This window comes from Acholeplasma laidlawii PG-8A, from assembly GCF_000018785.1.
GTDB lineage: Bacteria > Bacillota_I > Bacilli_A > Acholeplasmatales > Acholeplasmataceae > Acholeplasma > Acholeplasma laidlawii.
Genome location: NC_010163.1, coordinates 1,283,560 through 1,310,053, shown reverse-complemented (window position 1 = coordinate 1,310,053; position 26,494 = coordinate 1,283,560). Strand labels below are relative to the sequence as shown.

Sequence of the window (26,494 nt, the reverse complement as noted above, 5' to 3'; positions counted from 1 at the left end):
ACAGAGGATGAAATTTTGACATTAATAGATCAACTCAAACCACATGTTTTTAAAAAAATCATTGCAGAAACATATAAAAGATCAGGTTTTAGGGTCAAAATAACAAAAGGAAGTCACGATTATGGGGTAGATGTCTTTGCAGAAAAAAGGAAAGATAAAATCTATATCCAAGCTAAATTATATTTAAAGCAAAAAGTAAACTTAAAGGCAGTTTAAGAAATTTATACTGCTAAAGGGATTTACAAGTGTAATACAGCAGTTGTTATTACAAATGCCAAATTTCAAAAATCAGCCACCATTTCAGCAAATAAATTGCATGTATTATTAATTGGAAGAAAAAGATTTAAGGAAAAGATTGTTGAAGCATTTGATATTTACAGTAAAGAAGATAATTCAAAATGAGAGGAACCCTGATTATAAACTAAGCTAGGTTTTCAAATTTTGATAAAAAAAGGTATAATACCTCTAGTAGAGTAAATTAAATAAACTATTTCTATAAAGATATGTTGATGGGGATACATATGGAACATATAGGGAAAACATTATCAAGATCAATTAAAGAGTCCAAATGGGTTGCAATTAACTACACGAACGCTGATGATAAAAAGACGTTCTTTTGGTGTTGCATTCGGGATATTGATGTTGATAACAAATATCTTTATATTGATGCATTTAATCAAACTAAATTGGAAAATGATAATAATGGGGTAGATAAGAGAACTATCCTTTTTGATCGAATTCAAGCTGCGTATATTGTTGAGGGCACAACTTATGATGTACCGGAAGATTTGATTGACAAAATAGAAGGCCAATTAGATAGGCTAAAATGGTTGGAATTTGATCTATATGATGAAAAGATGTTTCTATACTATAAAGACTGCTTAATATATGATCAACCCCCATACCAAAGAGAGAGTGTACTAGTTTATGGTATTGATCAAAATATATTAAAAACTAATGGAACAGTTAAACTTAACTACCAACAAATTGGCATAATTTCTGATCAGTTAAGCAAAATTTCATCTCAAATGGAAAATAATAATCTCACAATTATTGATCTTATTATTAATGATTTGTCCATTATTACACCTAGGGGTAAATATGTTATTGCCTACAAGAAATTAAATTTCAATCCTTATTCAAAATCTCTGGTTATGGAAGATGAAGTACATTTTAACTATTCATTTATTATGGATGAAAAAGAAATAAACATTCATAACCTAAGAAATTACTTAGATATAGAAGTTGAAGTGTTCACAGAACTATATACAACAAATATTAATGAAGCAAAGAACATTTTACAGGACAACATAAGAAAAGGTGAGAAACTTGATGATACTCCATATATAATGGATCAAATTAGGCAACTTAGTATTAATGTTCAAGAACAATTCAAATATATTTCAATACTTATGGCAAAAAAGGAAGGTAATACACCGCTACAAGCCTTTTTTGGCAATATGAGTAAACACAGATTAGGAAAAAAAGATGATTACCAAATAGTGACATTAGATAATAAGGTAAATATAAGTCAATTAAGAGTTATCTCTAATGCATTAAAACACCCAATAACATATGTACAAGGCCCTCCTGGTACAGGAAAAACACATAGTATTATTAACTTATTAATATCTACCTTATTTAACGAACAAACTGTATTAGTATCATCAAATAATAATAAACCCATAGATGATATCTATACTAAACTGATTAATCTCAAATATGGTACTAAAACAATACCTCTACCTGTTTTAAGGTTAGGCAACAGAGATAGAGTCTTAGAAGCCATAGAGCGTATTAAGGCGATATATGATGGTTATAAGGAACAGTTTGACAGACCTAACGAGAGTCAGCTTAATTCTAAAAAGAATTTGAGTCAATCTAATTTTTCAATTATAAATAATTTAATAAAAGATTACGAATACAAATTACAACTTAAAGAACAGATGGATTCATTAGATTCTGTGATAGAAGCTTTTAAGGGTAACTTAAGAGTATCAACAATAACTGCAGAGTATGAAAAATATAAGAAAGATTATGATAGTTTACCGGATATTGAGGTAGATAGTATCCAAAAACACATCCAAAAAGTTGATAGAGACTTTTTAATGTGGCTGTATTATACATCTTTAAATAGTTTTTCTAAACTATTTAAAGAACCTAAATACAATGATTTAATCAGTATTATAAAAGATGAAAACGAGCAAAAGAGAGTAACCGACTTTAATAGATATATTACCAACCAAGACAATTTAAAAGATTTAATCAAAATATTTCCAATTATAATGACTACAAATATATCTGCTGCAAGGTTAGGAAATCCTGAGCCTTCATTTGACTTGTCGATTATAGATGAGGCTGGACAATGTTCAATCGGCTATGCTCTATTTCCTATTTCTAGAGCAAAAAAATTATTGCTTGTGGGTGATTTAAATCAATTAAGACCAGTGATTACACTTTCTCATGCATTAAATAAAAAACTAATGATTAAGTATAAGATACCAGATGTATATAATTACTTAAACAATTCCATACTAGGGCTCATGCAATTAGTTGATTATATTTCACCCTTTGTACTACTTAACTATCATTATAGAAGTCACAAATCAATTATAAATTTTAGTAATCAAAAGTATTATAAAAATGAATTAAAAATAGAAACAGCAATCAACGATACAAAGGCATTATTTTTAGCAGATGTTGCTGGAAATAGTACTAATAAAACAAATTCTCAAAAAAATACTTCTGAAATGGAAGCAATCCAAATTGCAGAGTATATTAAAAAAAGGGGTAATTTTAATGTTGGTGTAATTACACCATTTGTTAATCAATCTGAGCTTATAAAAAACATATTAAATGAATATGATTTGAAACATGTAGAAGTGGGAACTATTCATACTTTTCAAGGTGATGAAAAGGATACGATATACTTTAGTCCAGCAATAACTCCTAGTACTAAACAAGGTACTTTTGATTGGATTAAGAATAATGTTGAGCTAATTAATGTAGCAACCACACGTCCTAAGAAAGAACTCATTATTGTTGGAGATGCAGAAGAAATTAGAAGTAGATCTTTAGGGCAAAGTAATGATTTGGTGGAATTAGTAGATTATGTTGCTAATAATGGAGAGAAGTTTGAGTTAACTCCAAAAAACGAACTTATGACTGTGAATAGCCATAACTATCAACAATATAATACGAAAGCCGAAACTGAACTCTTCGAAACAATTAAGCACTATCTAACAACAGCTGATCAGTATGAAATTAAAACACAAGTTAAAGTGGCTAATGTTCTTAATAAATTTACACATCCAGTATTATTTGATTATGGTACAAAAGCGGTGTTTGATTTTGTGCTTTATATTAAACGTGGTAGAAATTTAATACCTGTACTAGTAATAGAACTTAATGGACCTGAACATGATTCGAGTGAAGAAACAAAGTGGCGTGATTCAAAAAAAGAGCAAATATGCAAGGATAACAATATAAAACTACTAAAGATAGGTAATGACTACTCAAGAAGATATATGTTTGTTAGAGAAAGTATTATAAACATACTGAAATAATTGTTCTAGCATGCTTAAATAATAAGTTTTATTTTGTTTGATAATCAAATGCATTTAATCTTGTGGAGGATAAAAATGAGCAATGACAATTTATTTTCAAAAGCTGAAATTAAATATTTAATAAAGAATAAGGATATAGTTATTGGTTCTTTTGGTTTAGCAGCAATTATACTTGCAGCTATGAATTATGGAATTTTATATTTAATACCAGGGATTATACTAACGATAGCAGCGTTAGGTATGAGAGGTTACAAAATATATAAAATTTATGAAAGAAATAAGAAGATTGAACGCACAAGGATTAAGTATAACTTCAAAAAGATAAAAACCATGGATGGATATCAATTTGAAAAGTTTGTTGCAGATAGTTTAAAACTGATCGGATACAAGACAGAATTGACAAAGAAATCCGGTGATTTTGGTATTGATGTAATCGCGAAGATCGAAAACAAGGTTATCGGTATTCAGGTTAAGCACTATAAGGGTAAAGTTGGTTATGATGCTGTTAAAGAAGTACATTCAGGGGGTAAAATTTATAAATGTAATGAATATTGGGTAGTCATATCAAATAATCATGGATTTACTAGACAGGCTAAAATTGGTGCAGAAAAGCTAAATATTAAATTATATGATATCGATGATTTTGCGTACTTGCTTGATTTTAAGTAAAAATTAGATACTCCTCTTAAAAATTAAAATTAGATAAAATAACACAGTCTATTATAGAAAGTGTGATTAAAATAAAATTAAGGATAAAAACTAAACTATACCCTATAAAAAGTATTGGAATGTCCAGTTTTGCTACCCTCTTATATTGACATTTATACCAGAAACTATGTAAAGTTTCTGGTTTTTTTAACCTGCTCAAACTAAATGTTAAAATCAAACTTAATAAACACTATAAGTAATATTAATTGACAAGTAATTAAAATTTAGATATGATATAAACATACCCCCCCCATATAGGGGTTAAATAAGGAGTGCACATATGAAAAAAAATCAATTTAATTCTAAGTCTAAGCATAATCATGAACACGCAATGGATGATAAACACGAACACATGAATCATCATAACCATGACGACCATAATCATCATAATCATGAACACATGAATCATCATAACCATGATGACCATAATCATCATAACCATGACGATCATAACCATCACAAACATCACCATCACGGTAACTTTAAGAAGATATTTTTAATTTCCTTACCACTTGGTTTAATCGTAATGTGGTTATCACCTTTTATGGGTATACACTTACCATTTCCATTTTATTATGAGTTTAAATATTCAGATATACTGGCCTTATTTATTTCTATAATACTCTTCATTTATGGTGGTAAACCATTTATACAAGGTGCAGTAACGGAACTTAAAAATAAGCAGCCAGGTATGATGGCACTTGTTACAATGGGTATTAGTGTATCTTTTTTATATAGTGTATTTGCTGTGGTTATAAGATATGTTACAGGTGAACACTATATGGATTTTTTATTTGAGTTTGCTTCTTTATTACTTATTATGCTACTCGGTCACTGGATAGAGATGCTTGCTTTAATGAAAGCAGGTGATGCACAAGAATCACTTGCAAAATTATTACCTAAAAATGCTTTACTACTAAAAGAGCATGGTGAAATGGTAGAAGTTCCAATTTCACAGTTAAAGATAAATGATGTAATCATTGTTCAATCAGGTGAAAATGTTGCTGCAGATGGCATTATTTTAAAGGGTGAATCTAGAGTTAACGAATCTTTATTAACTGGAGAATCAGTACCTGTAGTAAAAAAAGTTGGTGACTTTGTTATTGGTGGCTCAACAAACGAATATAGTAAACTAGAAGTTAAAGTCACAAAAACAGGCAAAGATGCATATTTATCACAAGTTAAAAACTTAATTATGGATGCACAGTCTAAACCGTCAAGAGCTGAAAATAATGCTAAAAAAGTAGCAGGATGGCTATTTTATTTAGCGTTATTTGCAGCACTTGTATCATTTGTTGTATGGTATTTGATGGAGGATTTAAATAGTGCTATTTTATTTTCAATTACAACTTTAATTATTGCATGTCCACACGCGCTTGGTTTAGCAATACCTCTAGTAATATCTAGAAGCACCAGCATTGGCAGTGTAAATGGTGTTTTAGTAAAAGATAGACAAACTTATAATTTAACTACTAAAGCGGATATTGTTATATTAGATAAAACAGGGACACTAACCACAGGTATTTTTAAAGTACAACATATTGATCTATTAGATAACTCACTAACTGAAGAAGAAGTTATTTCAATTTTATATGGTATAGAATCAGCATCTAGCCATCCGATTGCACAATCCATTATAGAATATGCTAAAAATAAGGATATTAAAGCTTTAAAATTCGATAAGATCAATTACATATCAGGTAAAGGATTAGAAGGTAGTGTTGGTTTAGATACTTATGAGTTTATAAGTGTAAATGCATATAAAGAACCAATCACGATTCAAAATGATTTTGGGTACACAGTAAGTATTCTATTAAAGAATAATAAAGCAATTGGGGTTGTCAAATTAGGTGATAGTCTAAAGACTTCAAGTCAAAAACTTATAAAAGAATTAAAACATAAAGGTATAAGACCTATTATGGCAACAGGTGACAATGAATATGCTGCAAAAATTGTAGCTAATAAACTAGACATTGAATATTACGCTAATCAGTCACCGGAAGATAAGTATAAATTAGTTGATAAATTTAAAAAACAAGGTTTAATTGTCATAATGATGGGAGACGGTATTAATGATGCACCTTCTTTAGCACTTGCAGATGTTGGTGTAGCAATTGGAGCTGGTACCCAAGTTGCTATAGATTCTGCAGATGTTATTTTAACAAATTCAGAACCAGGTGATATTGCATCATTTATTGATTTGTCTTTTAAGACAAACAGAAAAATGAATGAAAATTTAATTTGGGGTGCTGGTTATAACTTTATTGCAATTCCAATTGCAGCTGGTATTTTAGCACCGTTTGGAATAATTTTATCACCTGCAATTGGTGGTGTATTGATGTCACTTTCAACTGTAATTGTTGCACTTAATGCATTAACTTTAAACATGGTTAAATCTTGATCAAAAGATCTAATAAGTACTTAAAGCATTAAAAATAAGAGTATTTGATATATGACATTTATCACATTATATAATTTTTTTAAAATCTTAGGTTGATATATTAGGGATGTTATATTATAATGTCCTTACAAATAAATATAAATAGAGGTTGCGATTAAGAAGAGTAGAGTGGGGAGCCGGTAGGCTATGAACCACTTCAAAGGCAAAAATCGCCGAATAAATAATGAAGACATTCATTATTTATGGGGTTGTTGGTAATACCAATAACACTCCTACGAAAGTAGAGGAGCTATTATAATTGATATTATAAAACGCTTCTTGGCGTTTTTTTTTGTACAAAATAAATAAGGTGGTTTAATATGAAGAAACTTGTAACAATACTCATAGTGTTAATAATGAGTACTACATTAATTGCTTGTACGACACAAGCAAATAATGAAACTAAAAAAGATTTAGTCGTTGGATTAGAAGCGGCATATGCACCATTTAATTGGACTGTAACTAGTGTGAGTGATTACGCTTATCCGATTAGTAATCAACCAGGTTCATATGTAGATGGTTATGACGTTCAAATGTCAAAAGAACTAGCTAATATTATGGATCGTAATCTAGTTATTAAAGCAATCGAATGGGATGGGTTAATTCCTGCTTTAAACAGTGGCGAGATTGATGTAATTATCGCAGGTATGAGTCCAACAAGTGAGCGAAAGCTACAGATTAATTTTAGTGATGAATATTACCGTTCTGAGATAGTCATGGTCGTTAAAAAGGATTCAAATTATGCGAGTGCTTCAAAATTAACCGACTTTAACGGTTCTAAGGTTGTTGCTCAAAGAGGTACACTATATGATGATTTAATACCACAAATAGAAAACGTGGTACATCAAACACCGCTAGATGCTTATAGCAATCTAGTTGCATCTGTTATGACAAATGTATCAGATGCTTTTGTAGCAGAGCTACCAGTTGCAGAATCTGTTGTAAAATCAAATCCTTCATTAACAATTGTTAAATTTGAACAAGGATTTGGATTTACATCAGAAGAATCAGATATTACCGTTTCTGTAGGTGTTAGAAAATCAGATACTGAGTTACTTGATGAAATTAATAGTGCATTAAGCACAATTAGTGTTGAAACTAGAAATGAAATGATGACTGCAGCAGTGATCAGAAACAACGAATCTGAACTTAGTATATTTGATTTAATAGGTAAGTATGTATCACTATTCATTCAAGGTGTTGGGGTAACACTTCTATTAGCGATCATAGGTACTTTGGGTGGGTTTATATTATCGCTTATACTAGTTTGGCTAAAAACTCAAATAGTAGATAAAAAAAGAGATGGCTTCATTAGAATTTTATTTAAGCGTTTAACAAGCGGTATAGCTACAATTTATATTGTTTTATTTAGAGGTACACCGATGATTGTACAAGCAATGATTTTTTATTACGGTGTAAAACTTATTTTTGATCTATCTTGGTGGACACCACTATCTGCTGGTTTAATCATTGTTGTTTTAAATACTGCTGCTTATATAGCAGAAATACTGCGTGGTAGTATGAATGCTATTGATAAAGGACAAATGGAAGCAGCAAGATCTTTAGGGTTTTCAAGAGTAAAATCGTTATTATACATTGTATATCCTCAAGCAATTAAAAATGCATTGCCAGCAATTGGCAATGAGTTCATTGTCAATTTAAAAGATACTGCAGTATTAAGTGTGATTGGTGTGCTTGACTTATTTAATGCAACACGTCAAGTTGTTGGTGCAACCTATGATACTGTTACACCATTTGTTATTACAGCAATTATCTACTTAGTCTTAACAGGGGTTACATCACTTGCTGTAAATTACTTGGAAAACAGACAAGCAGGAAAGGAAGTTAAACATGCGTAATATCTTAGAGGTTAAAAATTTATCTAAACATTTTGGTTCACACCATGTTTTAAAAGATATTAATTTAAAAATTAATGAAGGTGATGTTGTCACTATTATAGGTTCATCTGGAAGTGGAAAAACTACACTACTAAGATGTTTAAACTTATTAAATGAAGCTGATAGTGGACAAATTATATTTAATGAAAGTGATCTCATGGATCCGAGTACAAACTTGGATCAATTAAGAATGAAGATTGGTATGGTGTTTCAGTCTTTTAATTTATTTAATAATAAAAATGTTATCGATAACTGTACACTTGCACCCATCAAATTGCTTAAAATGACGAAAGAAGATGCAAATGAATTAGCATTAAAATTACTTGATAAAGTAGGCATGAAATCATTTGCATATAAAAAGATAGACACCTTATCTGGTGGACAAAAGCAAAGAGTGGCAATTGCCAGAGCATTATGTATGAATCCACAAATTATACTATTTGATGAACCCACTTCTGCACTAGATCCTGAATTAACTGGTGAAGTATTACAAGTCATGAAAGATTTAGTAAATGAAGGTATGACAATGATTATTGTCACACATGAAATGCAATTTGCAAAAGAGGTATCTAGTAGAATCATATTTATGGATCAAGGATTGATTGTTGAAGAAGGTACACCAACAGAAATTTTTGATAATCCAAAAATGGAACGTACTAAAAACTTTATAAAGTAAATTTATTGTATAATAAATACAAAATACTATTTTAATAAAAGGGGACAAGTATGAAGAGAAGATTGTTGACAATCATTATGGTTGTTTTAGCACTGACATTGTCTGTACTAGGTTTTGTATTTGGAGGATTTGACTTAACAAACCTTCAAAAAGAGACACTAAATATACTGGTAATTGTGTGTGGTATCAGTATGGCTTATTGTTTTATCGTAGGAGAATTATCAGGAAATAATTCTCAAATGGATAAATTATGGTCTATTTTACCGATAGCATATGCATGGATAGTAGCGGTAAAAGGATCAATGCACCCAAGGTTAATTGTAATGGCTCTACTTATTACAATATGGGGTGTTAGACTTACCTTAAACTTTGCTAAAAAGGGCGCGTATTCTTTTAAGTTTTGGGCAGGTGAAGAAGACTATAGATGGATAGTTTTAAGAAAAGACCCTAAACTTAATAAAAAGTGGAAGTGGGCTTTATTTGATTTAGTATTTATTTCAGTATTTCAAAATGCCTTAGTACTTGCAATTACATTACCGCTTTTAGCGGTTATGGAATCTGCTATGGCTTTTAACATATTTGATGGATTGATTGCAGCACTCTTGTTAGGCTTTATTATATTAGAGACAATTGCAGATAGACAGCAGATGTCGTTTCAAACCAAAAAATATAGCCTTTTAAAGGAAGGGAAAAGTTTAAAAGATCTACCTGCACCATATAATTTAGGGTTTAATACTCAAGGTCTTTGGGAACGTTCTAGACATCCCAACTATTTTTCTGAACAAGCTATTTGGATAGTCTTATATCTGTTTACTATCAGTGCAGGAGTAGCTAGTTATATATTCTTTAACTGGACACTAGTTGGTGCGATGGTACTTATATTATTATTTATGGGTAGTTCTTTATTTTCTGAAAATATTTCATTAAGTAAATATCCAATGTATAAGGACTATATTCATAAAGTTTCCAAGTATGTACCTTTAAGACGATATAATAAAATTAAATAAGTATTACATAATATAAAGCGCAATACATTGCTCATTTATACGATATTTAACGTATATTATGCAATGTATTGCGCTTTATTTATTATAGAATATTCATGTAAATGTTAAAGATGAAAGTTGTTTTTATTAGCATGCATAAAAATTGCATTTTTTAAAGTGAATACTTGACAACCGTTTTATTTTGGTTATAATAATAACTAGATTGGCACTCTAAACTACAGTGTGCCAGAATTGGAGGTGATATTGTGATTAAGCCATTAGAAGACTATGTTGTTCTATCAGTTAAAAAGGAAGAAAAAACTACAGCAAGTGGTATTATCCTAGCAACTGAAGACAAAGACAAACCAGCTATGGGTAAAGTAATTTCAATAGGACCAAAAGTTGAAAATATTAAGGTAAATGATGAGGTTATTTATCAATCTTATGCTGGAACTAAAGTCAAACTAAAAGAGGTTGAATATTTACTAGTTCAATCTAAAAATATTCTCGCAATCATAGAAGAATAGTCATATATTAAGGAGGATACTTATAATGAGTAAAGAAATTCGTTATGGTAAAGATGCTAAACAATCTTTACTAAAAGGGGTAGATTTACTTGCTAATACAGTAAAAATCACCCTTGGGCCAAAAGGAAGAAATGTAGTCTTGGACAAAGGATACGGTTCTCCACTGATTACAAATGATGGTGTATCCATTGCAAAAGAGATTGAATTAAAAGATCCATATGAAAATATGGGAGCAAAATTATTATATGAAGTTGCATCTAAAACAAATGATGTTGCTGGTGATGGTACAACAACTGCAACACTACTTGCACAATCCATTATCCATAAGGGATTTAAAGCTGTGGATAATGGTGCAAATCCAGTCTTAGTTAGAGAAGGTATTTTACGTGCTGGTAAAGAAGTTTCACAAAAGTTATTAGAAAAATCTAGACCGGTTGAAACTAGTGAAGATATAGAAAATGTAGCAAGCATTAGTGCATCCTCTAGAGAAATCGGTAAAATAATTGCCGAAGCGATGGATAAGGTTTCAAAAAATGGTGTGATTTCAGTTGATGAGTCTAAAGGTTTTGAAACAGAACTGGAAGTTGTTGAAGGTATGCAATATGATAAGGGGTATATATCACCTTACTTTGTAAGTGATCGAGAAACAATGACAGTTGAATTAGAAAATCCACATGTACTTGTAACTGATCAAAAGATATCTACAATTCAAGATATCTTACCGATATTAGAGCAAGTTGTTAAAGCAAATAAGCCACTATTAATTATCGCTGATGATATAGAAAATGAAGTGACATCTACACTGATTCTAAACAAACTTAGAGGTACGTTTAATGTCGTTGCAACCAAAGCTCCTGGCTTTGGTGATAACCAAAAAGACATGTTAAATGATATTGCAATATTAACTGGTGCAACCTTCTATGCAAAAGATTTACAGATGAAGCTTCAAGAAATTAAATTAGAAGATCTTGGACTGGTCCAAAAAGCTGTTGTTAAAAAAGATACAACAACACTTATCGGTGGTCATGGCACTAAAGATGCTATTGACAAGCGTATTTTGGAAATTGAAGCACAAATTAATTCATCTACATCAGATTATGATAAAAAACGCCTACAAGAAAGACTTGCAAAACTTGCTGGAGGTGTTGCAATCATCAAAGTAGGTGCAGCTACTGAAGCAGAATTAAAAGAAAAGAAATTAAGAATAGAAGATGCGCTTAATGCAACAAAGGCTGCAATTTTAGAAGGTATTGTTGCTGGTGGTGGTTCCGTTTTAGTAGATATACAAACTGAACTGAAAGAAACACTTAAAGATAGCCATATAGATATATATAAAGGCATACTTGCTGTCTTAGATTCATTATCGGAACCACTTTATCAAATAGCTGAAAATGCTGGTTTTGATGGCCAAGATATATTAACAGAACAAAGAAAACAAAATAAAAACTATGGGTTTGATGCTAAAGAAGGTAAGTGGGTTAATATGCTGAAAGAAGGTATCATTGACCCAACTAAAGTTACAAGAAATGCAATTCTTAATGCATCAAGTATTGGAGCATTAATGATCACTTCTGAAGCAGCAGTTGTGGAAATTAAAGATAAAGACCAAAATATACCTACACAACCAATGTATTAAAAAATATAAGATGCCCGAAGGCGATTGATATGTATATACATATCGTCTTCGGGTATTTTTTATAAACAAATGAAAATGATGATATAATTTAACTAGATAAACCATCTATAATAAGGCAATATTATGAATCCATAAAAAGGAGAATGATAGATAAATGGATGATTTAGATAAAATTCTCGCTTATTTTCATGAACTGATTAATGATAAGGTTCGTGCTTATGAGGCGCAAGAGGCAATGACACATTATAAAATAGAATATCCCACTGTAAAAGATCTAATAAAGACGTTAGATTTGGATATAGTTGATAGTGGCTGGTTTGGAATACCAGGTATGTGTGGTGGATTTGCATACAAACTTTTATATAAAAATGATAAGTACATTTTAAAAACCTCTAATTGGAGCAGGGTTAATGCTGGCTCGGAACAAGATCATGATATTACAGCAGAAGGTATTATCCAAATAAGTGGTTATGGTATGGGCATTAAAAAATAAATTAATTGTTCTATAGATAATAATTAATATTAAAAAGGGGAGCATATAATATGCATTTAAGTAGTGATGATTCAGTTTTAATAAGAGTGCCAAAACATTTAGTTGTATCAACACATGAGCACCCAGAACCTTATGGAGAGGCTATAGTAGTACTTGTTAACGGTATGTATACAGATGTATATACTAAAAGTGATGGTGAATACTATACAACTACAAATGATGATGATTTAATCGCTTATCTAAAACAGTTTTTAGATGAACCTTTAAAGTAATTAATAAAATGGCTTTACAAGAATACTGTATAGCCATTTTATTTTTATATAACAATAAGCAGTACTTAATCAAGTTTATTTCATGATTTTTATTGTGCTATAATTAATGTGCATATAATTTAAAGGATAAAAATCATGAAAAGAACGGTTTTAATATATATTGAACAAAACCATAAGTATTTATTAATTCATAAGCAGAAAAAGGATATGAACTATAATAAATACATGGGTGTTGGCGGTAAAATTGAATCGGATGAATCACCTATAGAAGCGGCAATAAGAGAGGCTTTTGAAGAGACTGGTTTAGTTATTAAACCAATCTTTAAGGGAAACATCTATTTTCATTCTAAAGACTATAAAGAACATATGATACTTTATAAGGCACTAGAATTTAAAGGAGTACTTAAAAGTAGTGAAGAAGGGAATCTTACATGGGTAGAAAAAGATAAATTAAGACAGTTACCTATGTGGGAAGGTGATTATTATTTTCTAGAAAAGTTAGATCAAGAAGAACCCTTCCAGATGCATCTATATTATGATCAAGATAAATTGATTCATGTTTCAGAAATAGAAACCATATTAAATAAGTAGTAAGGAGATAGTATCATGTGTTTTAAAGATAAAGTAGCTGTGATAACGGGTGGCGCTAGTGGTATAGGAAAAGCTATTGCTGATAGTTTTGAATCATTAGGTGCTAGAGTTGCTGTAATTGATATTAAAGACAATCCATACTTTGTTGGAGATATATCAGATAGAATAGTTTTAGAAAAATTTACACAAAAAGTACTTAAAGAGTTTGGAAAAATAGATTTTTTAATAAATAATGCACCGCCAACGATGTTGGGGTTAGAAGATGCTTCTTATGAGGGTTTTCAAAAATCACTTTCTATTGGAATACTCGCACCATTTTACTTAACTAAACTGTTTAATAAAGAATTTAATGAAGGTGCAGTCATTATCAATATATCTTCTTCAAGAGATAATCAAAGCCAACCAAACACAGAAAGTTACACAGCTGCTAAAGGTGGTATTAAAGCCCTTACTCATGCACTTGCAATAACGCTTCAAGGCCGTGTTAGAGTAAATAGTATTTCTCCTGGTTGGATCAACACCACATCAACTGCTTATGAAGGTCCAGATGCACTTCAACATCCAGTAGGCAATGTTGGAAAACCATCTGATGTTGCAAACCTTGTTACCTTTTTATGTTCAACTAAAGCAAGCTTCATCACAGGTGAAAATATTAGAGTTGATGGTGGCATGTCTAAATTAATGATTTATCATAATGATTTTGGCTGGACCTACAATAAGGATTAAGGTTAAGTTTAATGGAGGATTTTAATGAAAGAAACAGATCTATATGAACCCTGTAAAACTCTACTTGAAAGTCAAGGCTTTGAAGTAAAGGCAGAAATTCTTAAAACAGACATCACTGCAATCAAAGATAACTATATAGTGATTGTTGAACTTAAAACAACCATTTCATTAAAACTAATTTACCAAGCAATCGACAGGCAAAGAATAGCAGATAAAGTCTATGTTGCCTTACCAAAAAAGGTAATTGGTTCAAGAAGAGGTTCTGCAAAAGACTTCATGAACTTACTAAAACGTTTAGAAATCGGACTGATTGCTGTTGGTACGCATGCAGAAGTTATAATAGAGACTTTTGGATTTGATTTAAAGAAAAGTATCAATTCAAGTAAGAAACAAAAAGAAAAATTAATCAAAGAATTTTCATTAAGAAAAAGTCAATCTAATATAGGCGGAACTAGTGGTAAGGTTATGACTCACTATAAAGAAAGAGTTATAGAAGTCGCTAAGTATCTTTACCTATCTGGTGAAAAGTCCCCTAAAGAAATCACCTTATATACTGGCATAAAAGATGTACCTAATATATTAACCAAGAATTACTATAAGTGGTTTGTAAGAGTTTCTAGGGGTATATATACCTTAACGGATGTAGGTAGAAGTGAAATGGAACCTTACTTTTTAGATGATATGATATATGAGTAGTAAAACAGGTGGTGCAAGATAATTGCACCACCTGTTTTATTTATAGATTTAGTTAAGTTAGTAAAAAATCTGCTGTTAAGGTGTTAGAAACATAAAGTCTCCAGTTTTTACGGTTTGGATTCCAGTCATAGATAACCCCAAATACAGACACTTCGACATTTTCATATTCTAGATTGACTTCATAGTCAATTAACGTATCTTCTAATTCACCAATATCATTTTTAAAGTATAGACCATTATTAATATATTGTGTATTATTTTTAGTATAAGTTTCAGTAACTGTTAATGCGTAATCCCATCTTGTAGAGTTATGGGTATCTAATTGTAGATAACCTGTAACTTTAAGCATGGATTGTAGATAACCATTGTTGATGTTTTCTACAAAGTTTTCTAGTTTTAAGTTTAGGATAGTACTTAAACTTACCTCTTTAACTGTAATTTTAGATACGGGTGTTGCACTAGATATTGCAGTAATGTCAGTGCCAGGATTGATGACTTCAAATGTAGGGATGTAAAGGTGTGACTTATAGTTACCCTTCACTTCATAAACAGTGTTTAACGATGTGTAGTTATGAATCTTTGCACCATGAAGTTTAATGAAGTTTTTACCATCAGTCATATATACTAATGTAGTTTCATTTTGAACATCCATGAATACTGTACCTTTAATTGTGATACTATAAGCACTCGCTGCAGTACCTTTACTGTTAAGTTCTAAACCTTTAATTAAGTTAAATAGAATGTCAAAGTCTTCAATCACTTGATCTTCATAGGTAAAGTTATGTTTACCTAAATCAGATAAGTCGTTTTGGTAAGTGACTTTCCAGTCATTTATATCCCAAGTACCAATTGGTCCGGTCACTTCAGGTATTCTAACGACAGTATAGTTAACACTACCTTTAGTACCTTCAATCAACCAACCATTTTCATTTGGTGTCTCACCAATCACTCCAAAGACATCAATGATGACGTTATCCTTAACTAAAGTAAGTGCATCACGTCCAGTGAAGTTTGCAACTTCACTAGAAAGGTTGCCTAGTAATTTAATATCATCTAGACTAAGTGGTGCATAAATGACGTAAACTTCTTTATGCTTTAATGTACCAGTTAAGTTTTGAGTATAGGTAGGTGTTAAACTACCATTACTGTAAAGTTCAACACGGTAATTAGATAAATCTACATCATAACCTAAACTGTTATAAATCTCAATATATTTTGAAGTGGCATAGATGCCATCACCTTCAAAATATTCTGAGATATATAAATCTGGTATTCTAGCAATTTCTTCTGGTAGATGATAATAATCCATTTCATGTAGTTTTAGATTTGTATAAACTTCAAAACCTAAGACTAACCACTCATCTTCAGTCCATGTAGCATTTGGTCCAAAAACATCTGATTTTCTTACAATCGTATTATCTTTGGTAGCATTAACAACGCCACCTGCATTATATCCATCAGATACAGGGGTATCCATGATACCTACAACATCAATTAAAACATCATTTTTATATAAAGCGATCGGATCATTACCGTTAAATGAGATTACTTGGTGACTCGCATCACCACTATTTTTAATGGTGGTATTTGCAGCACCGTTATAAATAATATAAGTTTCTCCATCATTTAATACACCACTTAGTGCAAACTCATATTGAGGCGTACTCGCACCATTATTAAATAGTTTTACACTATATTCTGATAAGTTAATATGTTTTCCTGTACCATTAAAGATTTCAATATACTTATTATAGTTACTACCTTCTGAGTATTCACTAATAAATAAATCACTTGCATACATAAAGTCAGGTGGTATTACTTCAAACTCTAAAATATGCTCAATATCATTGAAGTTAAATGTAATACTAAATGTACCCACCTTAGTAAAGTCTACGAGTGATAAATCTAACATATCATCAGTAACTTCAATCGTTGTTCCATTAGAATCTACAATAATAAAGTAAGTTTTAAAATCAATATCTGTGGTACCTAATGTAAATTCAGTAGGTAGCGCATCATTTACTACAACAGTATATGTTATAACAGGTGTGTTATCAACGACCTCTAAAACAACAGTTTTACTTAAACCTTGGTAATTTAATACTAAGTTATAAGTACCCACTTCATTTAGATTAACGTTTGAACTATCGATCATAGATTCTAATACTTCAATGAAGTTACCTTTAGAATCAGTAATTGTAAAGTAAGCTTTAAAATCAATGTCTGAATCATTTAATTCTAACGTAGTTGGAAGTGATTCATTAATAGCTAGTGTATAAGTAATTTCTTCCTCGGGTGCTGTTACAGTAATAGTTACTTCATTTTTCAAACCTTCAAAAGAAATTTTAATGATATAACTACCTGCCTTAGACATATCAACTAAAGATACATCTAACATAGATTCTTCGATAGTTATCCTATTTCCTAGACTGTCTTTGATGATAAAAAAGTCAGTATAGGTAATAGAAGCACCAACTTCGTAAGTGGTTGGTGTAGCTTCATTAATCAGTATTTCATAAGTGACTTCATCAGTCGTTGTACATGATACTAAGAAGATTAGTAGTAGCATCATGGTTATGGCTTTAATATATTTCATGTTAACCCCTTTTATATAGATATTTAAATAACTATGTATTATAACATACCAAACGAATCTATTCCAACCATAACTCATAAAAAGCACTTTGGTCATTTGAATATATCTTGGTATTTATGTTTTGATAATTGTTTATGATTAAAAAATGATATGATTAAATTAATATAGATTACATCAATATGATAGGAAGATAATTATATGGGGAAGATTGAATTTAAAAGGGATAAGAAATTTATGAATGCACTAGTTCCTGTTTATATATATTTAGATGATCACTATGTTGGAGTTATAAACAATGGAGAAATCGTGAGTAGAACAACTGACAAAACATTAGTGACTTGTTTTTTAACTTGGGGTGTATCCACGGATCCTAAAGGTGTAATCAGACAATCAGAAAAAGTCAAGATTAACACTACCAATCATGTGAGGGTCTTAGTAAGAAGTAAGTATTCAATCAGGCATGGTGGTACCTTCCATTTGGAATTAGGAACTTATAATATTGAACTTTCATAAATAGTTAATTTTTTCTCATAGAAACCATTACATAATTTTAAAAACTTACCGGTTCGTATGTGGTAAGTTTTTTATTTTTATATTGCTTTAATTATGTAAAAATTAAAGATATTTCGAATATGAAAAAAACAAAAACAAATGATTTGACATTATCTATAAAAACTATATAATCATTAGCATGCTAACTATATTATGAATAAGGAGGTACCGACTTGAATATTGGACTTGAACTTAAAAGTTTGATGAACCTAATGGTTCGTTATACCCATAAATTATCTGAACTAGAAAGCTTATCTATGCAGCAAGCTGCAATAGTTAAGTACTTAATTCATCATAAAGATAAAGATTTAAACTCTAAAGATTTAGAGCAAGCATTTAGTATGAGGGGTTCTACATGCTCTAGAATGCTAAAAGCGATGGAGCAAAATGATATGGTTGTTCGCATAGATGATAAAGAAGATTCAAGAAAGAAAATTATAAAACCCACCGAAAAATCAATCCAGATTATTCGAAACATCAAATCAAAATTTGATGAAATGGAAAATAGAATTAAAGATAATATCTCTAAAGAAGAATTAGAAGTCTTCTTTAGAGTGATTGACCAGATTAAGCAAAATATAACCGTAGAAGAAGAGGGTTAAAAATGATTAAAATACTTAAACATATTACATTAAAAGAATGGTTGTGGATATTATTTTCACTTGTCCTTATTATGGGGCAAGTCTATTTAGAATTAGAACTACCACAATACATGCTTAATATTTCAAGGATGGCACTAGGTGAAAATGCAGTGCTTATGGATATTGTATTAGAAGGATTAAAAATGTTAGGACTTGCATTTGGTAGTTTATTATCTGCAGTTGTTGTAGGTTTAATCTTTGCTAGACTCTCATCAAGATTTGGTGCTAGACTACGTTCTAAGATTTTTGAAAAGACAACAGAGTTTTCAATGGAAGAGATAAATAACTTTTCAACACCTAGTTTAATTACAAGATCTACAAACGATATTAACCAAGTTCAGATGATTATCTCACTTGGTGCTCAAATCATCTTAAAAGCGCCTATTTTAGCGATTTGGAGTATATATAAGATATCTGACTCTAGATGGGAATTTACATTATCAACAGTTGTTGCTATTTTAGTTATTAGTGTTGTCTTATTAATGGTCATCTTCCTTGCAATGCCAAGATTTAAAAAAATTCAAAAAAATACAGATGAACTCAATAAGCACTCAAGAGAAAACTTATCAGGCTTACGAGTTATAAAAGCTTATAATGCTGAAAAGTTTCAAAAAGATAAGATCAACAGTATTAGTGATACTTTAATGAATGACAGTTTGTTTGCAGGTAGAATCATGAGTTTCATGATGCCTACTATGACACTCGTTATGTCAGGTGTGGGGCTTGCGATCTACTGGATTGGTGGCGGATTAATTGGTGATATCGCACTAGATCTTACAAATCCAATGGTTGGATTATTAGCTCGTATGGAAGTATATGGGCCAATGATTATTTTCTCACAATATGCAATGCAAGTCATTATGGCATTTATGATGCTCGTTATGATATTTGTTATTATGCCACGTGCTCAAGTATCAGCAAACCGTATTTTAGAAGTGCTACAAACTAAAACTAAGCTTACAGATGGTAAGTTAAACTTACAAGAACAAGTAGAAAGTTTAACTTTTGAAAATGTGAGTTTTAAATATCCCGATGCATCTGATTTAGTTCTTGAAAATGTATCCTTTAGTGCAAATAAGGGTGATGTAGTTGCAATTATCGGTGCTACAGGTGCTGGTAAAACAACATTAATCAACTTGATTCCTAGATTTTATGATGTTACAGAGGGTCAAATTAAAATCAATAATGTAAATATTAAAGATTACAATCAAAAAGATTTAAGATCAAAAATTGGCTATATTTCACAACAAGCTTTTCTGTTTAGTGGAACGATTCAAACAAACGTTAACTATGGTGTGGATAATGATAAAACAGTTCAAGATGCACTTCACATTGCACAGGCAAGTGACTTTGTTTTATCGTTAGAAGAACAAGAAAAATCACGTGTATCTCAAGCAGGTAAAAACTTCTCTGGTGGACAAAAACAAAGATTATCGATTGCAAGAGCAATCCAAAAAGAAGCAGATATCTTAATTTTTGATGATAGTTTTTCTGCACTTGATTATCAAACAGATAGAAATTTAAGAAATGCATTAAAATCAAATCTTAAAAATCACATCACATTAATTGTTGCTCAAAGAATTGGAACGATTAAGAATGCGGATTTAATCTTAGTAATTGATGAAGGTAAGATTGTAGGTTCAGGAAAACATGAAACATTAATTAAAGATAATCATGTTTACCGCGAGATTGCATTATCACAATTATCAGAGGAGGAAATCAATCATGGCTAAAGAAAAAAATCACGATAACAACCCAGCACCTAAAAATCCTGGCTTTGGTCATGGAAAAATGGGCGGAGGTCAAAAGGCTAAAAACTTTAAAAAGTCCTTTAAACAAATGCTTAGTTATGCAAAAGAATACCATGTATTAATCGGTATTGCCTTTGTTCTAGCATTTATTGGTACCGTATTAAATATTATTGGTCCAGACTTAATTAAACAAATGACCAATGAAATTACAAAAGCAGTGGACTTTAGACCTGATCAAGGCATTTTCCCAAGTGAAACCATTAATATGGAACTTATTGGTCGTATCGGTCTAACCCTTGTAATATTCTATAGTTTAGGATTTATCTTTAACTATATTCAAGGCTTTATGCTCACAACCGTATCTCAAAGAATATCCAATCGCTTTAGAAGAGATATCGCAACTAAAATGAATAAAATACCTTTTAAATATTATGACACAACAAACATTGGTGACATCTTAAGTCGTATGACCAACGATGTGGACATGGTTGGTCAAACCTACCAACAATCATTTGGTTCATTAGTGACTGCAGTGACCATGTTTATTGGTTCGATTGTCATGATGTTTATTACTAACTGGATTCTTGCATTAACTGCAATTGGTGCATCCTTAATTGGATTTGTCTTTATGATGTTAATTGTAACAAGATCTCAAAAATACTTTAAAACATTCCAATCAAAATTAGGTGCATTAAATGGTCACATTGAAGAAATCTATACAGGACATACCAATGTGAAAGCATATGTTGCAGAACCTAAAGAAGTAGAAACATTTAATCAAATGAATGAGGACTTATATCAAAGTGGATGGAAGTCCCAATTCTTATCAGGTATCATGATGCCTTTAATGGGTTTTGTAGGTAACCTTGGTTATGTAGCAGTGATTATTGTTGGTGCTATCTTAGTATCAAGTGGTAAAACAGAGTTTGGTGTCATCTTAGCATTTTTAATTTATGTTAGATTATTTACTCAACCACTATCAACTATGGCTCAAGCAATGACTTCTCTACAATCAGGTACAGCTGCTGCTGAACGTGTATTTGAATTCTTAGAAGAAAAAGAGTTAGAAGATGAATCTCATAAAGAAACCAAACTTACCAATGTCAAAGGTGAAGTTACCTTTGACCATGTTAAGTTTGGTTATGATGAAGAAAAATTAGTCATTAATGATTTCTCTGCTAAGATTAAACCTGGTCAAAAGGTTGCAATTGTTGGTCCTACTGGTGCTGGTAAAACAACCCTTGTCAATCTACTCATGCGCTTTTATGAATTAAACGAAGGACGCATCTTAATTGATGGTGTAGATATTCAAGATATCACACGTGAAAATGTACATAATCTATTTGGTATGGTCTTACAAGATACTTGGTTATTTGAAGGTAGCGTATATGATAACTTAGTATTTACTAATAAAGATGTAACTAGAGAACAAGTAGAATCTATTTGTAAAACTGTTGGTATTCATTTCTTCATTAATACCCTTCCAGAAAAATATGATACGATCTTAACAGATAAGGTCAACCTATCTGCAGGACAAAAACAATTATTAACAATTGCTCGTGCAATGATTTTAAATGCACCGCTATTAATCTTTGATGAAGCAACTTCATCCATTGATACAAGAACAGAAGTATTAATTCAAAAAGCAATGGATGAATTAATGACTGGTCGTACATCATTTGTGATTGCACACCGTCTATCTACCATTAGAAATGCTGATTTAATCTTAGTGATGAAAGATGGCGACATTGTAGAAAGTGGAAACCATGAGACACTTCTAGGTCAAGATGGCTTCTATGCTGAACTTTACAATTCACAGTTTGATCCAAAATAAATAAGTAAAACACTTAAGGTATACTTCAAAAACTGAAGTATACCTTTTCTTTATTAAAATATAAAAGCGGTTTCATAAAGTAATACAAGTAAAATATTATCAATTATTTTATAATTAAAGTACACACGAACAAGAGGTACATGGATATGCCAATCATTGAAGTTAAAGGCGTAAAAAAAGTATTTAAAAAACCAGTGAGAGAACCTGGTATTTTTGGTATGTTTAAAACACTGTTTAGTTTTAAATATACAACAGTAGCAGCGGTTAAAGATATATCATTTAGTTTAGAACCGGGTGAAATTGTAGGTTATATTGGTGCCAATGGTGCTGGTAAGTCTACAACGATCAAGATGATGTGCGGTATCTTAACACCAACAGATGGCGTGATTACGATTGATGGTTATAAACCATACAATCCTAAAGAAAGAAAACACGTATTAAATAAAATAGGTGTTGTTTTTGGTCAAAGAACACAACTCTGGTGGGATTTACCACTTATTGAGTCTTTAGTCATCTTAAAAGAGATTTATGATGTACCCAAAGATGCATATGAAGAACGCTTTAAATTTTTAAGTACAGTATTAGAACTAGATCCTTTCTTAAACCAACCAGTTAGAACACTATCCTTAGGTCAACGCATGCGTGCAGATTTAGCAGCAAGCTTAATTCATAACCCACAAATCTTATTCCTTGATGAGCCAACCATAGGGTTAGATGTGCTAGTTAAAGATCGTATGATTGAGGCGATTAAAGAAATTAATAAAAAATATCATACAACCATTGTTTTAACAACACATAATATGGAAGATATTACAGACTTATGTAAACGCGTAATTATTCTAGATGAAGGTAGTATCTTATATGATGGGCCAATTAAGAAAATCAAAGCTAAATTTGGTGATATGAGACATATTAGTTTTTTAACTAAGGAAAGAAATATACTCCTTGAGTTAAAAGAGATGTTACCAAAAGATTGTTTGATAGAAGAAATAGAAGGTTATATCCATCTATCTTTTGATTTAGAAAAAATGAGTGTGAATGACGTATTAAAAACAATCATAGATACATACACAATTGAAGATATTAAGATAGAAGAAAATTCATTAGAAAGTATCGTGAAAAAGATCTATGAAAATAAACAAATATAAAAAGTATCTCGCTTTTTCAAAAGCGGGAATACTGGATGGATTTGCATATAAGTTTAGTGCACTTGGATGGTTATTAGGCGACTTAGTATCTATAATTATCCTCTTTTATCTATGGCAAGCCATTTACCAAAACTCACCAACTGAAACGATTAATGGTATGACGTTTAAAGATATGATTGCTTACTTAATATTTGCACGTGTATCAACTACCCTTATCTTCTCATCGTCTTCATTTTGGAATATCGGTTTTGATATTTATGAAGGTAATATTGCAATTAGTTTAATACGCCCAATAAACTACCGCTACCGATTATTAGCATCTAGTTTTGGTAACTTCTTATCCACTGCAATCTTAATGTTTATTCCACTATTTATCGTATCTATTGTCATTTTAAATTTAAGTTTAGGTATAGGCTTTCCAGAGCTAGCGCACTTACTTTTATTTTTAGTAAGTGTGGTCCTATCATTTGTTATTGTGGATTCTATGAATTTCTTAATTGGTGAAATATCCATTTTCACCAATGCTTTATTTGGATTAATGATTATTAAAAATATTATCCTATCCTTTTTCTCTGGTAGTTTACTACCTTCTTCATTTTTCCCAGATTGGTTAAATGCAGTTTTAAGATTCTTACCATTTCAAAGTATGGTTGAAAAACCGATTATGATTTTATTGGGTAGATTAGAGTATATGGATATTCTAATGACGCTACTTATACAACTGATGTGGGTAGTAATATTAAGTGTATTATGTAACTTTTCATTTAATAGACTTAAAAAACATGTAGTAAGTGTTGGTGGTTGATATGAGAAAATATTTAAGATTATATCCTTATTATGTATCTAGAAGTATCAAAGCAAGACTAGCATATAGGTTTGATGCTTTTATAGGCATATTAGGTTTCTTATTAGAAAATGCACTCATTTTTTCGACCATGTATTTAACCATATCTGCAATTCCGTCTTTAAATGGATGGGATATCAATATGATGGGCTTTTTATATGGGTTTTATTTAATACCTAAATCACTTGATCATATTTTATCTGATCAAGTGTGGCAACTCGCTAATGGTGGTATTACAAGAGGTATTTTAGATAAGTACTTAGTAAAGCCTATTAACCCATTATTTCAACTTGTTGTTGAAATGATTCAGTTAGAAGGTATTGGAGAACTGATACTTGGTATTGTCTTCTTAGCGCTTTTTACACCACTAGTTACAGTAGAATGGACACTGATGAATGTTTTAGCGTTAGTAATAGTTGCATTTTTTGCAATGTTATTCTTCTTTGCTATTAAGTTGATTTTTGGTTCATTATCCTTTTGGACAAAAAGAAGTATTGAAGTAATGACAATGATTTATGACTTTTCTAATTTTGCAAAATATCCGATTGATATCTTTACTCGTGCAATCCGTTTTGTTTTAACCTATATCTTACCGTTTTCTGTAGTGATATTTTTACCCATAGAGGCTCTTTTAAAAGGTGGTAACTTATGGCTTACAACACTATATGTTATGATTGCTAGTGTAAGTATGCTCATGGTTTCATTATTCGTTTGGTCTAGAGGTTTAAAGCGATATGAAAGTGCTGGAAGCTAAGACAAGTGTAAGGATTACGTAAGAAACAACTTTATGTTTAAAGGGTTAACAAAAATCAACTTCTAATTGTTATAATAGTTTATATAGGAGTTGAGTAGACATGATAGATTTTATTTTAGATTTTTTATTAGCAGCACCATGGTATACAGTGTTGTTTGTCTTTGTTGCAAAAGTGGTTGAAGTTACACTTTCAACTGTAAGAATTATTATTGTAAACCGTGGATTTAAACTTCAGGGCGCATTAGTTTCATTTATCGAAGTATTAATTTGGGTATTCGTAGCCTCTCAAGTAGTTAATGATGTAAAAACTGCACCACTATTAGGTATCGTCTATGCATTAGGTTATGGTGTAGGTGTGATAGCAGGTTCTATTGTTGAAAAGAAGATGGCGTTTGGAAAAGTGATGTTAAACATTATCATTCCAATCAAAAATAGCGAAATTATAGCGAAATATATTCGAGATAAAAAAATTGGATTAACAACCGTTCAAGGAAAAGGGTTAAAAACAGAAGTTCAAGTACTTATGCTATTTACCCACCGTAAGAATATATTAGAACTCAAACAAGGCATTTTAGCAATTGAACCTCACGCTTTAATTGCTGAAAATGATGTGGTTACTTTATCTGGAGGAACGCTTCCTCATAAGCATAAAATAGTAAAATAAAAAGTTACTAGGTTAGGAGTAAATATGATCAACCGGATTAACCTTATTTGTTTGGGTGTTAAAAATATGGATAAGTCTTTAGCATTTTTTAAAGCATTAGGCTTTAAAACAAATGCCCAATTTGGTGCACCAATTGTCTTTTTTAACAATAATGGTACAAAGTTAGAATTATTTCCGGTAGAGGAGCTTGCTAAAGATATTAATGATAATAATCCACCGGTCATTCAAACAACAGGGTTTAGCGGTATTACATTAGCTTGTAATATGAAAACAAAAGAAGCTGTAGATGAATTGATGGCACTTGTCAAACATCATGGTGGCGTAATCATTAAAAAGCCCCAAACAACATCATGGGGTGGCTATAGTGGCTATTTTAGAGATTTAGACGGCTATTATTGGGAAGTTGCATATGGACCGATGTGGAAGTTTGATGCACAAGACATGTTAATTATAGATTAAACTTATGATATAAACTACTCAAAAATTTTTATTTGA

Annotated in this window: 24 protein-coding genes and 1 riboswitch; of the genes, 23 read left to right on the top strand and 1 reads right to left on the bottom strand. The window is 30.9% G+C overall.

What is annotated here, in order from left to right; translation table 11 throughout:
- Positions 1–15: 15 nt before the first annotated feature.
- The 14 genes from ACL_RS07340 to ACL_RS06150 all read left to right on the top strand — a co-directional run bounded on the left by ACL_RS07340 (position 16) and on the right by ACL_RS06150 (position 15,215).
- Entirely contained in the window at positions 16–216 is a 201-nt protein-coding gene (locus ACL_RS07340; RefSeq protein ID WP_012243185.1) for a restriction endonuclease, read from the top strand.
- A gap of 305 nt (positions 217–521) precedes the next feature.
- A complete protein-coding gene (locus ACL_RS06210) occupies positions 522–3,566 on the top strand; it encodes an AAA domain-containing protein (RefSeq protein WP_041634333.1) in 3,045 nt (1,014 codons plus the stop codon).
- Positions 3,567–3,641: 75 nt separating this feature from the next.
- Positions 3,642–4,235, top strand: coding sequence for a restriction endonuclease (locus ACL_RS06205; RefSeq protein WP_041634328.1), 594 nt, complete (start codon positions 3,642–3,644; stop codon positions 4,233–4,235).
- A gap of 319 nt (positions 4,236–4,554) precedes the next feature.
- Positions 4,555–6,675 (top strand): copper-translocating P-type ATPase, encoded by a 2,121-nt coding sequence (locus ACL_RS06200; RefSeq protein ID WP_012243182.1) that lies wholly within the window; start codon positions 4,555–4,557, stop codon positions 6,673–6,675.
- 134 nt (positions 6,676–6,809) lie between these two features.
- Positions 6,810–6,975: riboswitch (Lysine riboswitch) on the top strand.
- A gap of 59 nt (positions 6,976–7,034) precedes the next feature.
- Positions 7,035–8,573, top strand: a complete 1,539-nt coding sequence (locus ACL_RS06195; RefSeq protein WP_012243181.1) for a transporter substrate-binding domain-containing protein — start codon at positions 7,035–7,037, stop codon at positions 8,571–8,573.
- A complete protein-coding gene (locus ACL_RS06190; protein WP_012243180.1) occupies positions 8,566–9,288 on the top strand; it encodes an amino acid ABC transporter ATP-binding protein in 723 nt (240 codons plus the stop codon). Before ACL_RS06195 ends, ACL_RS06190 begins: the two co-directional genes overlap by 8 nt.
- 50 nt (positions 9,289–9,338) lie before the next feature.
- Entirely contained in the window at positions 9,339–10,295 is a 957-nt protein-coding gene (locus ACL_RS06185) for a DUF1295 domain-containing protein (RefSeq protein ID WP_012243179.1), read from the top strand.
- A gap of 245 nt (positions 10,296–10,540) precedes the next feature.
- Positions 10,541–10,801, top strand: coding sequence for a co-chaperone GroES (locus ACL_RS06180; protein ID WP_012243178.1), 261 nt, complete (start codon positions 10,541–10,543; stop codon positions 10,799–10,801).
- Between the two features lie 25 nt (positions 10,802–10,826).
- Positions 10,827–12,437: a chaperonin GroEL gene (gene groL, locus ACL_RS06175; protein ID WP_012243177.1), complete on the top strand. Its 1,611-nt coding sequence runs from the start codon at positions 10,827–10,829 to the stop codon at positions 12,435–12,437.
- A gap of 154 nt (positions 12,438–12,591) precedes the next feature.
- Positions 12,592–12,930 (top strand): hypothetical protein, encoded by a 339-nt coding sequence (locus ACL_RS07335; RefSeq protein WP_012243176.1) that lies wholly within the window; start codon positions 12,592–12,594, stop codon positions 12,928–12,930.
- Between the two features lie 50 nt (positions 12,931–12,980).
- A complete protein-coding gene (locus tag ACL_RS06165; RefSeq protein WP_012243175.1) occupies positions 12,981–13,202 on the top strand; it encodes a hypothetical protein in 222 nt (73 codons plus the stop codon).
- Between the two features lie 135 nt (positions 13,203–13,337).
- Positions 13,338–13,793, top strand: a complete 456-nt coding sequence (locus tag ACL_RS06160) for an NUDIX hydrolase (RefSeq protein WP_012243174.1) — start codon at positions 13,338–13,340, stop codon at positions 13,791–13,793.
- 15 nt (positions 13,794–13,808) lie between these two features.
- Positions 13,809–14,519, top strand: a complete 711-nt coding sequence (locus ACL_RS06155; protein ID WP_012243173.1) for an SDR family oxidoreductase — start codon at positions 13,809–13,811, stop codon at positions 14,517–14,519.
- Between the two features lie 24 nt (positions 14,520–14,543).
- Positions 14,544–15,215 (top strand): DUF2161 domain-containing phosphodiesterase, encoded by a 672-nt coding sequence (locus ACL_RS06150; protein WP_012243172.1) that lies wholly within the window; start codon positions 14,544–14,546, stop codon positions 15,213–15,215.
- 52 nt (positions 15,216–15,267) lie between these two features.
- On the opposite strand, the gene ACL_RS06145 is transcribed toward ACL_RS06150, so the two are convergent.
- Positions 15,268–17,811, bottom strand: a complete 2,544-nt coding sequence (locus tag ACL_RS06145; RefSeq protein ID WP_041634319.1) for a lamin tail domain-containing protein — start codon at positions 17,809–17,811, stop codon at positions 15,268–15,270.
- Positions 17,812–18,009: 198 nt separating this feature from the next.
- On the opposite strand from ACL_RS06145, the gene ACL_RS06140 reads away from it, so the two are divergent.
- From ACL_RS06140 to ACL_RS06100, 9 genes are all read left to right on the top strand, one after another.
- Positions 18,010–18,324, top strand: coding sequence for a hypothetical protein (locus ACL_RS06140; protein WP_012243170.1), 315 nt, complete (start codon positions 18,010–18,012; stop codon positions 18,322–18,324).
- 212 nt (positions 18,325–18,536) lie between these two features.
- The gene (locus ACL_RS06135) at positions 18,537–18,965 is read left to right on the top strand and encodes a MarR family winged helix-turn-helix transcriptional regulator (RefSeq protein ID WP_041634315.1); all 429 of its coding nucleotides are present in this window, start codon (positions 18,537–18,539) and stop codon (positions 18,963–18,965) included.
- A gap of 2 nt (positions 18,966–18,967) precedes the next feature.
- The gene (locus tag ACL_RS06130; protein ID WP_012243168.1) at positions 18,968–20,737 is read left to right on the top strand and encodes an ABC transporter ATP-binding protein; all 1,770 of its coding nucleotides are present in this window, start codon (positions 18,968–18,970) and stop codon (positions 20,735–20,737) included.
- Positions 20,730–22,589: an ABC transporter ATP-binding protein gene (locus ACL_RS06125; RefSeq protein WP_012243167.1), complete on the top strand. Its 1,860-nt coding sequence runs from the start codon at positions 20,730–20,732 to the stop codon at positions 22,587–22,589. The genes ACL_RS06130 and ACL_RS06125 overlap by 8 nt, the downstream gene beginning before the upstream one ends.
- Positions 22,590–22,741: 152 nt before the next feature.
- Positions 22,742–23,737: an ABC transporter ATP-binding protein gene (locus ACL_RS06120; RefSeq protein ID WP_041634969.1), complete on the top strand. Its 996-nt coding sequence runs from the start codon at positions 22,742–22,744 to the stop codon at positions 23,735–23,737.
- Positions 23,718–24,542, top strand: a complete 825-nt coding sequence (locus ACL_RS06115) for an ABC transporter permease (protein WP_012243165.1) — start codon at positions 23,718–23,720, stop codon at positions 24,540–24,542. The genes ACL_RS06120 and ACL_RS06115 overlap by 20 nt, the downstream gene beginning before the upstream one ends.
- 1 nt (position 24,543) lies before the next feature.
- Positions 24,544–25,335, top strand: coding sequence for an ABC transporter permease (locus ACL_RS06110; protein ID WP_012243164.1), 792 nt, complete (start codon positions 24,544–24,546; stop codon positions 25,333–25,335).
- A 100-nt stretch (positions 25,336–25,435) separates the two neighbouring features.
- Positions 25,436–25,999: a DUF2179 domain-containing protein gene (locus ACL_RS06105; RefSeq protein ID WP_012243163.1), complete on the top strand. Its 564-nt coding sequence runs from the start codon at positions 25,436–25,438 to the stop codon at positions 25,997–25,999.
- A 27-nt stretch (positions 26,000–26,026) separates the two neighbouring features.
- Positions 26,027–26,458, top strand: coding sequence for a VOC family protein (locus tag ACL_RS06100; protein ID WP_041634968.1), 432 nt, complete (start codon positions 26,027–26,029; stop codon positions 26,456–26,458).
- Positions 26,459–26,494: the final 36 nt, after the last annotated feature.

Coding starts and splice junctions, on each gene's coding strand:
- ACL_RS06210 (WP_041634333.1), top strand. CDS start 522: ATGGAACATATAGGGAAAACATTATCAAGATCAATTAAAGAGTCCAAA.
- ACL_RS06205 (WP_041634328.1), top strand. CDS start 3,642: ATGAGCAATGACAATTTATTTTCAAAAGCTGAAATTAAATATTTAATA.
- ACL_RS06200 (WP_012243182.1), top strand. CDS start 4,555: ATGAAAAAAAATCAATTTAATTCTAAGTCTAAGCATAATCATGAACAC.
- ACL_RS06195 (WP_012243181.1), top strand. CDS start 7,035: ATGAAGAAACTTGTAACAATACTCATAGTGTTAATAATGAGTACTACA.
- ACL_RS06190 (WP_012243180.1), top strand. CDS start 8,566: ATGCGTAATATCTTAGAGGTTAAAAATTTATCTAAACATTTTGGTTCA.
- ACL_RS06185 (WP_012243179.1), top strand. CDS start 9,339: ATGAAGAGAAGATTGTTGACAATCATTATGGTTGTTTTAGCACTGACA.
- groL (WP_012243177.1), top strand. CDS start 10,827: ATGAGTAAAGAAATTCGTTATGGTAAAGATGCTAAACAATCTTTACTA.
- ACL_RS07335 (WP_012243176.1), top strand. CDS start 12,592: ATGGATGATTTAGATAAAATTCTCGCTTATTTTCATGAACTGATTAAT.
- ACL_RS06165 (WP_012243175.1), top strand. CDS start 12,981: ATGCATTTAAGTAGTGATGATTCAGTTTTAATAAGAGTGCCAAAACAT.
- ACL_RS06160 (WP_012243174.1), top strand. CDS start 13,338: ATGAAAAGAACGGTTTTAATATATATTGAACAAAACCATAAGTATTTA.
- ACL_RS06155 (WP_012243173.1), top strand. CDS start 13,809: ATGTGTTTTAAAGATAAAGTAGCTGTGATAACGGGTGGCGCTAGTGGT.
- ACL_RS06150 (WP_012243172.1), top strand. CDS start 14,544: ATGAAAGAAACAGATCTATATGAACCCTGTAAAACTCTACTTGAAAGT.
- ACL_RS06145 (WP_041634319.1), bottom strand. CDS start 17,811: ATGAAATATATTAAAGCCATAACCATGATGCTACTACTAATCTTCTTA.
- ACL_RS06140 (WP_012243170.1), top strand. CDS start 18,010: ATGGGGAAGATTGAATTTAAAAGGGATAAGAAATTTATGAATGCACTA.
- ACL_RS06130 (WP_012243168.1), top strand. CDS start 18,968: ATGATTAAAATACTTAAACATATTACATTAAAAGAATGGTTGTGGATA.
- ACL_RS06125 (WP_012243167.1), top strand. CDS start 20,730: ATGGCTAAAGAAAAAAATCACGATAACAACCCAGCACCTAAAAATCCT.
- ACL_RS06115 (WP_012243165.1), top strand. CDS start 23,718: ATGAAAATAAACAAATATAAAAAGTATCTCGCTTTTTCAAAAGCGGGA.
- ACL_RS06110 (WP_012243164.1), top strand. CDS start 24,544: ATGAGAAAATATTTAAGATTATATCCTTATTATGTATCTAGAAGTATC.
- ACL_RS06105 (WP_012243163.1), top strand. CDS start 25,436: ATGATAGATTTTATTTTAGATTTTTTATTAGCAGCACCATGGTATACA.